The 13,419-nt window shown below is 72.9% G+C and carries 9 protein-coding genes; all 9 read left to right on the top strand.

What is annotated here, in order from left to right:
• Window positions 1-13 precede the first annotated feature (13 nt).
• The 9 genes from FKN01_RS28340 (at window position 14) to ddaH (ending at window position 13,299) form a co-directional block, all read left to right on the top strand.
• Entirely contained in the window at window positions 14-6,790 is a 6,777-nt protein-coding gene (locus FKN01_RS28340) for a non-ribosomal peptide synthetase (RefSeq protein ID WP_260697044.1), read from the top strand.
• A gap of 72 nt (window positions 6,791-6,862) precedes the next feature.
• The gene (locus FKN01_RS28345) at window positions 6,863-7,072 is read left to right on the top strand and encodes an MbtH family protein (protein WP_143625511.1); all 210 of its coding nucleotides are present in this window, start codon (window positions 6,863-6,865) and stop codon (window positions 7,070-7,072) included.
• A 41-nt stretch (window positions 7,073-7,113) separates the two neighbouring features.
• Window positions 7,114-8,112, top strand: a complete 999-nt coding sequence (locus FKN01_RS28350; RefSeq protein WP_143625512.1) for a TauD/TfdA family dioxygenase — start codon at window positions 7,114-7,116, stop codon at window positions 8,110-8,112.
• The gene (locus FKN01_RS28355; protein ID WP_143625513.1) at window positions 8,109-8,495 is read left to right on the top strand and encodes a nuclear transport factor 2 family protein; all 387 of its coding nucleotides are present in this window, start codon (window positions 8,109-8,111) and stop codon (window positions 8,493-8,495) included. Before FKN01_RS28350 ends, FKN01_RS28355 begins: the two co-directional genes overlap by 4 nt.
• Before the next feature lie 47 nt (window positions 8,496-8,542).
• On the top strand, window positions 8,543-9,655 hold the full coding sequence (locus FKN01_RS28360) for a branched-chain amino acid aminotransferase (protein WP_143625514.1): 1,113 nt from the start codon (window positions 8,543-8,545) through the stop codon (window positions 9,653-9,655).
• Window positions 9,652-10,155, top strand: a complete 504-nt coding sequence (locus tag FKN01_RS28365) for a YbaK/EbsC family protein (RefSeq protein ID WP_143625515.1) — start codon at window positions 9,652-9,654, stop codon at window positions 10,153-10,155. Before FKN01_RS28360 ends, FKN01_RS28365 begins: the two co-directional genes overlap by 4 nt.
• 83 nt (window positions 10,156-10,238) lie before the next feature.
• The gene (locus tag FKN01_RS28370) at window positions 10,239-11,786 is read left to right on the top strand and encodes a tryptophan halogenase family protein (protein WP_143625516.1); all 1,548 of its coding nucleotides are present in this window, start codon (window positions 10,239-10,241) and stop codon (window positions 11,784-11,786) included.
• 119 nt (window positions 11,787-11,905) lie between these two features.
• Entirely contained in the window at window positions 11,906-12,418 is a 513-nt protein-coding gene (locus FKN01_RS28375; RefSeq protein WP_143625517.1) for a flavin reductase family protein, read from the top strand.
• 59 nt (window positions 12,419-12,477) lie between these two features.
• On the top strand, window positions 12,478-13,299 hold the full coding sequence (ddaH, locus tag FKN01_RS28380) for a dimethylargininase (RefSeq protein ID WP_143625518.1): 822 nt from the start codon (window positions 12,478-12,480) through the stop codon (window positions 13,297-13,299).
• The last annotated feature ends 120 nt before the right edge of the window (window positions 13,300-13,419 follow it).

A 13,419-nucleotide genomic window follows, 5' to 3' on the forward strand; every position in this document is an offset into this window, starting at 1 on the left:
GGTGCGCGAAACGGTGCTGGAGGCGTTCGCCCACGCCGACGTGCCGTTCGAACGGGTCGTGGACGCCGTGGTCACCGAACGGGACCTCAGCCGCCCGCCCCTCGCCCAGGCCATGGTGTCCCTCCAGAACACCCCAGCCGAACCGATGGCCCTGCACGGCCTGCTGTCGGAGGAGTACATCTTCGAACGCGACCAGGCGCTGTGCGACATCGACATCGACTTCTGGGAGCGGGACGACACCCTCCTCGGAGCCGTCCAGTACAACTCCGACCTGTTCGACGCCGCCACCGTCGAACGGCTCTGCCACCACATCCGCGTCCTCGCCGACCGCCTCACCCGGGACCCCGACCGCCCCATGGCCGAGGTGTCCATGCTCACCGACGAGGAACACGAGCTGGCCGTACGCGGCTGGAGCGGCGCCGCCCACCCGCTGCCCGCCACCAACCTGCCCCAGGTCTTCGCCGAACAGGCCGCCCGCACCCCCGGCGAGGTGGCACTCGTCTGCGGCGCCACCGCGCTCACCTTCGCCCAGCTGGAGGAGCGCGCCAACCGGCTCGCCCACCACCTCGCCGCCCGCTCCATCGGCGCCGAGGACCTCGTCGCGCTCGCCCTGCCGCGCACCGAGGACATGGTCATCGGCATCCTCGCGGTCCTCAAGGCGGGCGCCGCCTACCTGCCGATCGACCTCGACCTGCCCGCCGACCGCATCGCCTTCATGATCGAGGACGCGGCGCCCGCCCTCGCGCTGGTCCACCCGGACGCCACGGCCGACCGCGCCGGGGCGTTCGCCCGGGTCCAGGTCCTCGACCTCGCCGCCCCGGACACCCGCGCCCTCCTCGCGGCCTGCCCGGCCCACACCCTCACCGACGCCGACCGGGTGCGCCCGCTGCGCCCCGCCAACCCGGCACACCTCATCTACACCTCCGGCTCCACCGGACTGCCCAAGGGCGTGCTCACCGACCACGCCGGACTGCTCAACCTCTACCGCAACCACCTGACGCGGTTCATCGAGCCCGAGTCCGAGGCCGCCGGCGGACGCCGCTTCCGGGCCGCGCTCACCGCGGTCTTCTCCTTCGACACCTCGTGGGAGGGGCTGCTGTGGATGATCGCCGGACACGAACTCCACGTCCTGGACGACGAGACACGCCGCGACCCCGAGGCGATCGTCGCCCACGTCCGCAAGGAACGCATCGACCTCCTCGACCTCACCCCCACCTACGCCGAGCAGGTCGTCGCCGCCGGACTCCTCACCGGTGAGCACCCCCCGGCCGTGCTGATGCTCGGCGGCGAAGGCGTCGGCGAGCCCCTGTGGCGCACCCTGCGCGAGAGCGGGGACACCACCACCGGCTACAACTTCTACGGCCCCACCGAGGCCGCCGTGGACACCCTGTGGTGCCGCCTCGACCTCAGCGAACGGCCCGTGATCGGCCGGCCCGTGGACAACACCGGCGTGTACGTCCTGGACCGGCTGCTGCGGCCCGTGCCCGCCGGGGTCCCCGGCGAACTGCACCTCGCCGGCCCCCAGCTGGCGCGCGGCTACCTCAACCGGGCCGCACTGACCGCCGAACGCTTCGTCGCCGACCCCTTCGGCCCGCCCGGCACCCGCATGTACCGCACCGGCGACCTCGTCCGCCGCACCGCCGACGGCACCGTCGAATACCTCGGCCGCACCGACGACCAGGTCAAGATCCGCGGATTCCGCATCGAGCTCGGCGAGGTCGAGTCGGCGCTCGCCGCCCACCCCGACGTCGCCCAGGCCGTCGCCGTCGCCCGCGAGGGCCGCACCGGCGGCAGGCAACTCGTCGGCTACGTCGTGCCCAGGCCCGGCGCCACCGCACCCGGCACCGCCGAACTCCGCGAACTGCTGGCCCGCAGCCTCCCCGACTTCATGGTGCCGACCGCCGTGGTGGCCCTGGACGCCCTGCCCACCACCAGCAGCCGCAAGGTCGACCGCAAGGCCCTCCCGGCACCGGACCCCGCAGCCTTCGCCGCGGCCGCCACCCGGGTGCTGCCCCGCACCGCGGTGGAAGAGGTACTCGCCGGCATCTGGACCCAGGTCCTCGGGCTCGGCGCCGTCGGTGTGACCGACAACTTCTTCGAGCTGGGCGGCAACTCGATCCTGAGCATCCAGGTGATCTCCCGGGTCCGGAAGACCTTCGGCATCGAGCTCTCCGCGCGCGCCCTCTTCGACCGGCCCACCATCGCCGGCCTCGCCCACGCCGTCGCCGAGGGCCGGGCCGCCGCGCACACCGGCCGCATCGTCCCCGCCGGCCGCGACCGGCGGCTGCCGCTCTCCTTCGCCCAGGCCCGGCTCTGGTTCCTGGACGAGTTCGAACCCGGCAACGCCGCCTACAACGCGGGCGGCGTGCTGCGCCTGAGCGGCGAGCTGGACACCGGCGCCCTCTCCGCCGCCCTGTCCGCCCTCGTCCTGCGCCACGAGGTCCTGCGCACCACCTTCGACGTCGTCGACGGCGAAGCCGTACAGGTCATCGGCGACCCGTACGAGGTACGGCTGCGCGTGGCCGTCGTCGGCGGCGACGACGAGGCGGAGCGGGACGCACGGCTCGACACGCTTCTCCGCGAGGAGATCGCGGTCCCCTTCGACCTGCGGCGCGGGCCTCTGCTGCGCACCCTCCTGGCCCGGCTCGGGCCCGACGAGCACGTCCTCGCCGTGACCCTGCATCACATCGTCACCGACGGCTGGTCCATGGGCGTCGTCGCCCGGGAGCTCGGCGCGCTGTACGGCGCGGCCCGCGAAACCGGCGCCCGCGACGCCCGTGACGTGCTGGAACACGCCGGACTCGACCCGCTGCCCGTGCAGTACGCCGACTACGCGGTCTGGCAGCGCGAACAGCTCGCCGAGGCCGAACTCGAACGCCAGCTCGCCCACTGGCGGGAACGCCTCGCCGGCGCGCCCCCGCTGGAGCTGCCCACCGACCGGCCCCGCCCCGCCGTACGCGGCTACGCCGGCGCCCTGCACCCCTTCCGGCTGTCGCCCGAGGCCACCGCCGCCCTGACCGGCGCCACCCGCACCCAGGGCGCGTCCCTGTTCATGGCGGTCACGGCGCTGACCCGGCTGGTGCTCGCACGCTGGTCCGGGCAGCGCGACATCGTGCTGGGCGCCCTCGGCTCCGGACGCGACCGGGCCGAGACGGAAGGGCTGATCGGCTTCTTCGTCAACACGCTCGTCCTGCGCGGCGACGTCGACGAGTCCGCCTCCTTCGGGCAGTCGCTCCGCGCGGTGCGCGAAACGGTGCTGGAGGCGTTCGCCCACGCCGACGTGCCGTTCGAACGGGTCGTGGACGCCGTGGTCACCGAACGGGACCTCAGCCGGCCCCCGCTCGTACAGGCGCTGATCGCCTTCCAGAACACCCCCGACGAACCGCTGGTCCTGCCGGGACTGCGGCTCTCCGCCCAGCCCCTGACCCGGGACTACTCGCTCTTCGACCTCACCTTCAACTTCTGGGAGGAGGAGGACGCCCTGTGCGGCTCGGTGGAATACAGCACCGAACTGTTCGAGGAGAGCACCGTACGACGGCTCGTCGGCCACCTGTCCACGCTGGCCGAAGCGCTCGGCGGAGCCGACGACGACGCACCGCTGTCCCGGCTGCCCATGCTCACCCCGGCCGAGCGCGAGCAGGCCGAACGCGACCTCACCGGCCGGCCGCGCCCCGTGCGCCCGGCCACCGCGGTGGAACGCTTCGAGCAGCAGGCGGCCCGCACCCCGGACACGCTGGCCGTGGCCGGAGCAGGCGGCCGGCTCACGTACGCCGAGCTGAACGCGCGCGCCAACCGGCTCGCCCGCCACCTGGTGGCCCAGGGCGTCGGCCCCGAGGACGTGGTCGCCGTCTCCTTGCCCAGGTCGGCCGACCTCCTGACGGCCCTGTACGCGGTGCACAAGGCCGGGGCCGCCTACCTGCCGATCGACCCGGCCTACCCCGCCGAACGCGTCGCCACCCTGCTCGCCGACGCCCGCCCCGTACACCTGCTCACGCACGGGAAGCACGGGGAACACGGCGAGCAGCCCGGCCGGGGCGTCACCGCCACGGCGCTCGACGCCCCCGCCACCCACGCCCTGCTGGCCGCGCTGCCCGGCACCGACCTCCGCGACGAGGACCGCGGAACACCCCCGCACGGCGGGAACGCCGCGTACGTCATCTACACCTCCGGCTCCACCGGCCGCCCCAAGGGCGTCGTCGTCTCCCAGCACAACCTCACCCACTACCTGGAATGGTGCGAGGGCAACTACCCCGGGCTGGCGGGCGGCGCGGTCCTGCACTCGTCCATCTCCTTCGACCTCACCGTCACCACCCTCTTCGCCCCCCTCGCCGTCGGCGGCACCGTCCACATCGGCGCCCTGGACGACACCGGCCCCGCACCCTGGACCGGCCTCCCGGCCCCCACCTTCATCAAGGCCACCCCCAGCCACCTCCCGCTGCTGGAATCCCTCACCGACGACGTGCTCGCCACCGGAGACCTGGTCATCGGCGGCGAACAGCTGCGCGGCGAGACCCTGGCGGCCTGGCGCACCCGCCACCCCGGGGCCCGCGTGGTCAACGAATACGGCCCCACCGAGGCGACCGTCGGCTGCGTGGTGCACACCGTGGAGCCCGCGGACCCCGATACCCCGGGCCCCGTCCCCATCGGCACCCCGGCGTGGAACACCCGCGCCCACGTCCTCGACGGCCACCTGCGCCCCGTCCCGGCCGGGGTCCCCGGCGAGCTGTACCTCTCCGGCGGACAGCTCGCCCGCGGCTACCTGCGCCGCCCCGGGCTGACCGCCGACCGTTTCGTCGCCGACCCGTCCGGCGAGCCGGGCACCCGCATGTACCGCACCGGTGACCTGGTACGCCGCCGGGCCGACGGGACACTGGAATACCTCGGCCGCACCGACGACCAGGTCAAGATCCGCGCCCACCGCGTCGAACTCGGCGAGGTGGAGGCGGCGCTCGCCGGCTGCCCCGGCGTCGGCCAGGTCTGCGTGGTCGCTGCCGACGGCCCCTCCGGGAAGCGGCTGGTCGGCTACGCGGCCCCGCGCCCCGAGGGCCCCGGCTGCGACGAGGAGGCGCTGCGCGCCCACGCCGCCCGGGTGCTCCCCGCGTACATGACGCCGTCCGCCTTCGTCGTCCTGGACGTGCTGCCGCTGACCGTCAACGGCAAGGTCGACCGGGCCGCGCTCCCGGACCCCGACGCCGCCCGGGCCCCGCAGCCGTCCTGGACGCCGCCCCGTACCGCGACCGAGCGGATCGTCGCCGACGCCTTCGCCGAACTCCTGGGCCTGGAACAGGTCTCCGTCGAGGACAACTTCTTCGAGCTGGGCGGCGACTCCATCCTGAGCATCCAGCTCATCGCCCGCTGCCGCCGCGCCGGCGCCGCCTTCACCTCCAAGGACGTCTTCCGCAGCGGCTCGGTGCGGGCCCTGGCCGCCCTGGCCGACGGCGCCGCCCCGGCCGGGGAGACCCCGTCGGCCACGGAGAACACGGCCGCCGGCACCGGCCCGGTGCCCGTCTCGCCCATCCAGCAGTGGTTCTTCGACTCCTACGGCGACACCCCGCACTACAACATGTCCGTCCGCCTCACCCTCGCCCCCGGCACCGACCTCGGCACCGCGGCCGACGCGGCCCAGGCCGTGCTGGCCCACCACACCGCCCTGCGGCTGCGGTTCGGCACCCGGGACGGGCAGCGCCGACAGCGCCTCGCACCGGAGAGCGAGGCGGTACGCGTACAGCGCGAGAACCTGCGCGCGGTGGAACCGGAGCGGTGGGAGGACACCGTCACCGGGCACCTGGTCCGGGCCCAGGAGTCCCTGGACCTGGAACGGGGCCCGGTCGCCCGCTGCCTCCTCCTCGACGGCGGCGAGCACCACGCCCCGACGCTGCTCCTGGTGATGCACCACCTCGTCGTGGACGCGGTCTCGCTGCGCATTCTCGTGGACGATTTCGTCACGGCCTGCGAACTGCGCGCGGCGGGCCGGGACATTCAACTGGAGCCGGTCGCCACCTCGTTCCCGGAATGGATCTCGGAATTGTCCTGCCGGGCCGCCGAAGGCGCCTGGGAAGAAGAAATTCCGTATTGGCGGGAGCTGGTGTCCCGGGAATTCTCCGCAATACCTCTGGATAGGTCCGGAGAAAATCTGGTAGCGTCCGAGGCGGAATACACGGTGGAACTCGAAGAGGGCGAAACCGAATCCGTTCTCCGTACCGTCCCGGGGCGACACCGGGTCAGGACCGAGGAAATCCTCCTCACCGCGCTGGGCGCGGCGGTCCGGTCCTGGGCCGGCCCCGGCGGCCTCACCCTCGACCTGGAGGGCCACGGCCGCGACGAGGCCGTCGGCGCGACGGACCTGTCGCGCACCGTCGGCTGGTTCACCGTGCTCCACCCGCTCCACCTCGACGTCCCGGCCGAGGGCGACGCGCGGAGCAGGCTGCGCGCCGTGGCCCGCCAGGTGCGCGCGGTCCCCGGCAGCGGCGTCGGCTACGGCGTTCTGCGCCACCTGCGGGGCGTCGCGGACCTGGCCCCCGCCGCCCCGCCCCAGATCCTCTTCAACTACCTCGGCCGGTTCGACGCCGACGACCGCGGCACGGGCCTCGTCCGGTCGGTCGCCGCGGCGGACCACCAGCACAGCGGCTCCCTGCCGCGCCCCCACCTGCTCGACGTCACGGCGGCCGTGACGGACGGCCGCCTCCGCATCGCCGTGCGGTACTCGCGCGACCTCCACGACGCGGACACCATCGCCCGCTTCGCCGCCGCCCTGGCGACGGAGCTGCGCGCACTGATCGCCGGCCGGTGAGCCGGAAGGCCCGCCGCCCACCCACCGGACACCCCGTCGGACATCCCGTCGGACACCCCTGAGGAGAGACCCGTGACGAACCCCTTCGAGAACGACGAAGCCGCCTACCGCGTGCTGGTCAACGCCGAGGGCCAGCACTCCCTGTGGCCCGACTTCGCCGACGTGCCGGCCGGCTGGGAGGCCGTCTTCGGCGCGGCCCCCCGGCAGGAGTGCCTGGACTACGTCAACGAGCACTGGACGGACATGCGGCCCAAAAGCCTGATCGCGGCCATGGGTGCCTGACCACCCCACACCGACCCCCGGAAACGAAAGGCAGGACGGCGATGAACGGGCCCGTGCCCGCGCCGCCCGCTGTGCTCGGCGACTGCCGAGGACGGCTGGACGGCACCTCACTGACCGCGCTCGCGGTCTACGAACCCGAGACCGACGACCTGGACGCGCAGCGCTGGGCCACCGAACACCGCACCCGGCTGATGGAGATCCTCGCCGTCCACGGCGCCGTTCTCGTCCGGCGCGCCGCGTACGACGCCGCGACGCTGAACGCCGTGGCCGAGGCCGTCGGCGGCGAACTGCTCACCTACACCGAGCGGTCCACCCCGCGCAGCAAGGTCAGCGGCAACGTCTACACCTCCACCGAGTACCCGGCGAACCAGACGATCGTCCAGCACAACGAGAGCGCCTACTCGGCCGCTTACCCGCGGTGGCTGTTCTTCGCGTCCGTCGTGCCCGCCGAGACCGGCGGCGAGACACCGCTCGCGGACAGCAGGTCCGTGGTGGACGAGCTCCCCGCCGGCCTGGTGGCCCGCTTCCGGGAGAACGGCATCGTCTACACCCGCGCCTTCCGCGAGGGCATGGGCCTGACCTGGCAGGAGTCCTTCCAGACCGAGGACCGCCGGCAGGTCGAGGCGTACTGCCGCACGAACGGCATCGAGTACACCTGGACCGACGACGACGGGCTGCGCACCCGGCACCACAGGCCCGCCCTGGTCACCGACCCGGTCAGCGGCCGGGAGAGCTGGTTCAACCAGGCCCACCTCTTCCACCCCTCGAACCTCCCGCCCGCCACCCGCGAAGCGCTCGGCGAGATGTTCGACGAGGAGGACATGCCGAGGTCCGCCTACTACGGCGACGGAACGCCCATCGCCGACGAGGACATGGACCTGGTCCGCGCCGCCCTCGACAAGTGCGTCCACGCCTTCCCGTGGGAGCGCGGCGACCTGCTCATGGTCAACAACCTGCTCGTCTCGCACGGCCGCAGGCCCTACACCGGGCAGCGCCAGACCCTGGTCGCCATGGCCGGCAAGGGAGGTGACGCCCTGTGATCACCGAGCACCCGGCCCCGGCGGGCGAGAACGAGGAAGTGGCCCGGGTCCGCGAGTACTACCGCCTGGTCGACGCCTGCGACGTGCCCGGCCTGGTCGGCCTCTTCGCCGAGGAGGCCGTCTACCACCGCCCCGGCTACCCGCCGATCGAGGGCCACGCCGGACTGGAGTCCTTCTACCTCGGCGAGCGCGTCATCGAGTGCGGCCGGCACACCCTGGACACCGTGGTCGCCGACGGCCGCAAGGTCGCCGTCACCGGCGCGTTCGAGGGCGACCTCAAGGACGGCCGCCACGTGACGCTGAAGTTCGCCGACGTGTTCGTCCTCGACACGGACCGGCGCTTCGTCCGCCGGGACACCTACTTCCACACCCCGCTGGTCTGAACCGCGCCCCGACCGCGGCCCCACGACCCGCCACTGAGGAGTCCGTTGTGAAACTCGTCAGGAAACCGGCAGCCCGGCCGCTGCCGGCCGACGAACGGGCGCGGCGCACCGCGGCGCCCGCCTTCGGCACGGTGCTGACCGAACACATGGTGTCCGCCCGCCACGACACCGCACGCGGCTGGCACGACGCCCAGCTGGAACCGTACGCACCCCTGTCGCTCGACCCCGCCACCGTGGGGCTGCACTACGCGCAGGTGGTGTTCGAAGGGCTCAAGGCGTTCCGCACGCGGGACGGCGGCCTCGCCGTCTTCCGCCCCGAGGACCACGCCCGGCGGCTGCGCGAGTCGTCCCGCCGGCTGATGGTGCCCGAACTGCCCGAGGACCTCTTCCTCGCCGGAGTCGACGCCCTCGTGGCCCAGGACCAGGCCTGGCTGCCCGACGACCCCGACATGAGCCTGTACTTGCGCCCGGTGGTCTTCGCGAGCGAGGCGACCCTCGCGCTGCGCTCCGCCCGGGAGTTCCGCTATCTGCTGCTGGCCTGCGTCACCGAGGGCTACTTCGGGCGCGCGCAGCGGCCGGTACGGGTCTGGGTCACCGAGGAGTTCAGCCGCGCCGCCCCCGGCGGCACCGGAGCCGCCAAGTGCGCCGGCAACTACGCGGCCGGACTGCTCGCCCAGGAGGCCGCCCGCGCCCACGGCTGCGACCAGGTCGTCTGGCTGGACGCGGCCGAGCACCGCTGGGTCGAGGAGATGGGCGGCATGAACCTGTTCTTCGTGTACGGCACGGGGGACGACGCCCGCCTGGTCACCCCGCCGCTCGGCGGGACCATCCTGCCGGGCGTCACCCGCGACAGCGTCGTGCGGCTCGCCACGGACCTCGGTCTGCGCGTCACCGAGGCGGCGGTGAGCCTGGAGGAGTGGCGCAAGGGCTGCGAGGCCGGCGAAATCACCGAGGTGTTCGCCTGCGGCACGGCCGCCCGGGTCAGCCCCGTCAACGAGGTGTGCACCGCGGATACGTCCTGGGCCGTCGGCGACGGCACCATGGGCACGGTGACGGCACGCCTCTCGCGCGAGCTGTTCGCCGTCCAGCGCGGAGCCGTGACCGACCACCGCGGCTGGCTGCGCCCGGTCCCCGGCACCGCCCCGGCGGGTGCGGCGTGACCGGCCCCGGACTTTCCACCGGCACCTCCCTGTACGGACGGCTGCTCGGGCTCCTCGACACCTCCGGCGTCCGTTACGAGGTGCTGGCGCACCCGGCCGAGGGCCGCACGGACCGGGCGAGCCGGCTGCGCGGCCACCCCCTCCCCGCCGCCGCGAAGTCCATGGTCGTCACGGTCTCCGGCGACGGCCGCCCCGACAGCCACGTCATCGCGGTCGTCCCCGGCGACCGGCGGGTGGACCTCGCCCGGGTGGCCCGACTGTGCGGCGGGCGCAAGGCCCGCTTCACCGGTCGCGCCCGGGCCGAGGAACTGGCCGGCAGCGTCAGCGGCAGCATCATCCCCTTCTCCTTGGACGGCAGCCTCGACGTGCTCGCCGACCCGGTCCTGCTGCGCGAACCCGTCCTCTACTTCAACGCCGCCCGCCTCGACCTCTCCGTCGCCCTGCACACCGACGACTACCGCGCGCTGGCGGGCCCCACCGTCGCGCCCATCACCGAATAGCAGCCCGACCGGGCACCGCGCGGTCCCGCACCACCCCTGTCAGAAGCACCACCTCATGAACGGCTCTCAGCGGAGGAATTCCTGTGCTCTCCAAAGTTGTCATCGTCGGCGGCGGAACATCGGGCTGGATGACGGCCGCATATCTGCGGACCGCCCTCGGCGACAGCATCGATGTCACGGTGGTCGAATCCAAGCGCATCAAGACCATCGGGGTCGGCGAGGCGACGTTCAGCACCGTGCGGCACTTCTTCGAATACCTCGGGCTGTCCGAGAACGAGTGGATGCCCAAGTGCAACGCCACCTACAAACTCGGCATCAGGTTCGAGAACTGGCGGGCGAAGGGCCACTACTTCTACCACCCCTTCGAGCGGCTGCGGGTGGTCGACGGCTTCCCGCTCACCGACTGGTGGCTCCAGCAGAAGCCCAGCGACCGCTTCGACCAGGACGTCTTCCTGATGTCCGCGATCTGCGACGCCCAGCGCTCCCCGCGCTACCTGGACGGCAAGCTCTTCGAGCAGGACTTCGTGGAGCGGACCGAGGGCAGCCCGGAGCGCAGCACGCTCTCCGAGCAGGACACGCAGTTCCCGTACGCCTACCAGTTCGACGCCTCGCTGCTCGCCGACTTCCTCACCGAGTTCTCCACCGAGCGCGGCGCCCGGCACATCGAGGACGACGTGCTCGACGTCGTACGCGACGAGCGCGGCTGGATCAGCCACCTCCGCACGCGCGAGCACGGCGACGTCCACGGCGACCTGTTCATCGACTGCACCGGCTTCCGCGGCCTGCTGCTCAACCAGGCGCTGGACGAGCCGTTCATCTCCTACCAGGACACGCTGCCCAACGACCGGGCCGTCGCCCTGCGCGTGCCGGCGGACATGGAGGCCAGGGGCCTGCGGCCGTGCACGACCGCCACCGCCCAGGACGCCGGCTGGATCTGGACGATCCCGCTCTTCGGGCGCATCGGGACCGGCTACGTGTACTCCGGCGACTACACCACACCCGAGGAGGCCGAGCGCACCCTCCGCGAGTTCGTCGGCCCCGGCGCGGAGGACGCGGAGGCCAATCACATCCGGATGCGGATCGGCCGCAGCCGCAACTCCTGGGTGAACAACTGCGTCGCCATCGGCCTGTCCAGCGGTTTCGTCGAGCCGCTGGAGTCCACCGGCATCTTCTTCATCCAGCACGGCATCGAGGAACTGGTCAAGCACTTCCCGGACGCCACCTGGGACCCGCGGCTGCGCGACACGTACAACCGCGCCGTCGCCGACGTGAAGGACGGCGTGCGCGAGTTCCTCGTCCTGCACTACCGGTGCGCCGCGCGCAACGACAACGCCTACTGGCGCGACGCCAAGACCCGCGAGCTGCCCGACGGCCTGGCCGCCCGCCTGGAGGAGTGGCAGGCCAAGCTCCCCACCGAGAACACCATCTACCCGCGCTACCACGGATTCGAGTCGTACTCGTACCTGTCCATGCTCCTCGGCCTCGGCGGCGTCGACCTCAAGCCCTCAGGGGCCGTCGCCCTGATGGACGGCGCCCGCGCGGCCAAGGAGATGCAGCTCATCAAGGACCAGGCACGCGACCTCGTACGCCGCCTGCCCAGCCAGTACGAGTACCTCGCCCAGATGCACTGACCGGCCCGCGACGAGGAGGCGGACGGGCCCCGGCGGCGGGCGCGTACCGCCGGCGCACCGCCGCGTCCTCGCCGCACGACCCGGCCGGACCACCCCACCCACCAGCCGAACGGGACCCCATGACCTCCCTGTCCTCCAGCGTCCGGCCCGGCACTCCCATGGCCTTCCGGTCCCTCATGGCCGGTTTCCCGACCGGCGTCAGCGTCATCACCGCGCTGGACGAGCACGACCGGCCCTGGGGCATGACGTGTTCCGCACTGTGCAGCGTGACCGTGGAGCCCCCCACCCTCGCCGTCGGGATGCGCGGCGAGAGCCCCACCCTGGCCGCCGCCCTCCACCGCGGCCGGTTCACCGTCAACCTCCTGCACGCCGAGGCCCGCGGCAGCGCCGAGCTGTTCGCCTCCGGCGACCCCGACCGCTTCGACGCCGTCGACTGGTCCCTTCCCGAGGGCGCCGGCGGCCCCCACCTGACCCGGGCCGCGCACGCCGTCGCGGACTGCCGCATCGTGCACTCCGTACGGATCGGGGGCCAGCACATGGTCTTCGGCGAGGTCTTCCGCATCACCGAACTCACCGAACCGCGGCCCCTTCTGTACGGGCTGCGCACCTACGGCTCCTGGCCCGTCGACTGAAGCCCGCGCCGCACCGCCACCCGGCGCCGCCCCGTACACCATCCACCGTCTGGAGCGAAATGACCGCGCCCGCAAGCAGGACCGCGCGACCCCGGCGCTATCTGATGTGCCGGCCCAGCGCGTTCGACGTCACCTACGCCATCAACCCCTGGATGGACCCCGCCAAACCGGTCGACACCGCGCTCGCGGTGACCCAGTGGGAGCGGCTGCGTTCCCTCTACCTCGACCTCGGGCACACGGTCGAGCTCATCGACCCCGTCCCGGGCCTGCCGGACATGGTCTACGCGGCCAACGGCGCCACCGTCGTCGACGGCAAGGTGCTCGGCGCCCGCTTCCGCAACAACGAACGGGTGCCGGAGGGCCCCGCCTACCTCGACTGGTTCCGGGCGAACGGCTACCGCGCATGCCACGACCCCCGCTACGTGAACGAGGGCGAGGGCGACTTCCTGGTCACCGACAGCTTCGTCCTCGCCGGCCACGGCTTCCGCAGCTCCCGCGACGCCCACACCGAGGCGCAGGAGTTCTTCGGCCGCCCGGTCGTCGGGCTCCGGCTCGTGGACCCCGCCTACTACCACCTCGACACCGCGCTGGCGGTGCTCGACGGCGACGAGGTCATGTACAACCCGGCCGCGTTCTCGCCGGGCAGCCTGGAGGTGCTGCGGCGGCTGTTCCCCGACGCCGTCCTCGCCTCCCCGGCCGACGCGGCGGTCTTCGGGCTGAACGCGGTGAGCGACGGGCGCCATGTCGTACTCCCCGAATCCGCCACCGGGCTGATCCGGCAGCTCGGGGAGCGGGGCTTCGAGCCGATGGGCGTCGACCTGTCCGAACTCCTCAAGGGCGGCGGCAGCGTGAAGTGCTGCACCCTCGAACTCCGCGACTGACGGCCGGACCGGCCCCGATCCGGAAGCGCCGTGCGGACCTCTCCTCCCGCACGGCGCTTTCCGTTCCCCATGGAAGAACAAAGGAAGGGCACAGCGCTCATGGACACCAGCGAACCAGGA

The organism is Streptomyces sp. 130 (assembly GCF_007096885.1).
In the GTDB taxonomy this organism is placed as follows: Bacteria; Actinomycetota; Actinomycetes; order Streptomycetales; family Streptomycetaceae; genus Streptomyces.

Excerpts from the sequence above, each read along its gene's own strand:
- FKN01_RS28350 (WP_143625512.1), top strand. The coding sequence starts at position 7,114 with ATGAACGGGCCCGTGCCCGCGCCGCCCGCTGTGCTCGGCGACTGCCGA.
- FKN01_RS28375 (WP_143625517.1), top strand. The coding sequence starts at position 11,906 with ATGACCTCCCTGTCCTCCAGCGTCCGGCCCGGCACTCCCATGGCCTTC.
- ddaH (WP_143625518.1), top strand. The coding sequence starts at position 12,478 with ATGACCGCGCCCGCAAGCAGGACCGCGCGACCCCGGCGCTATCTGATG.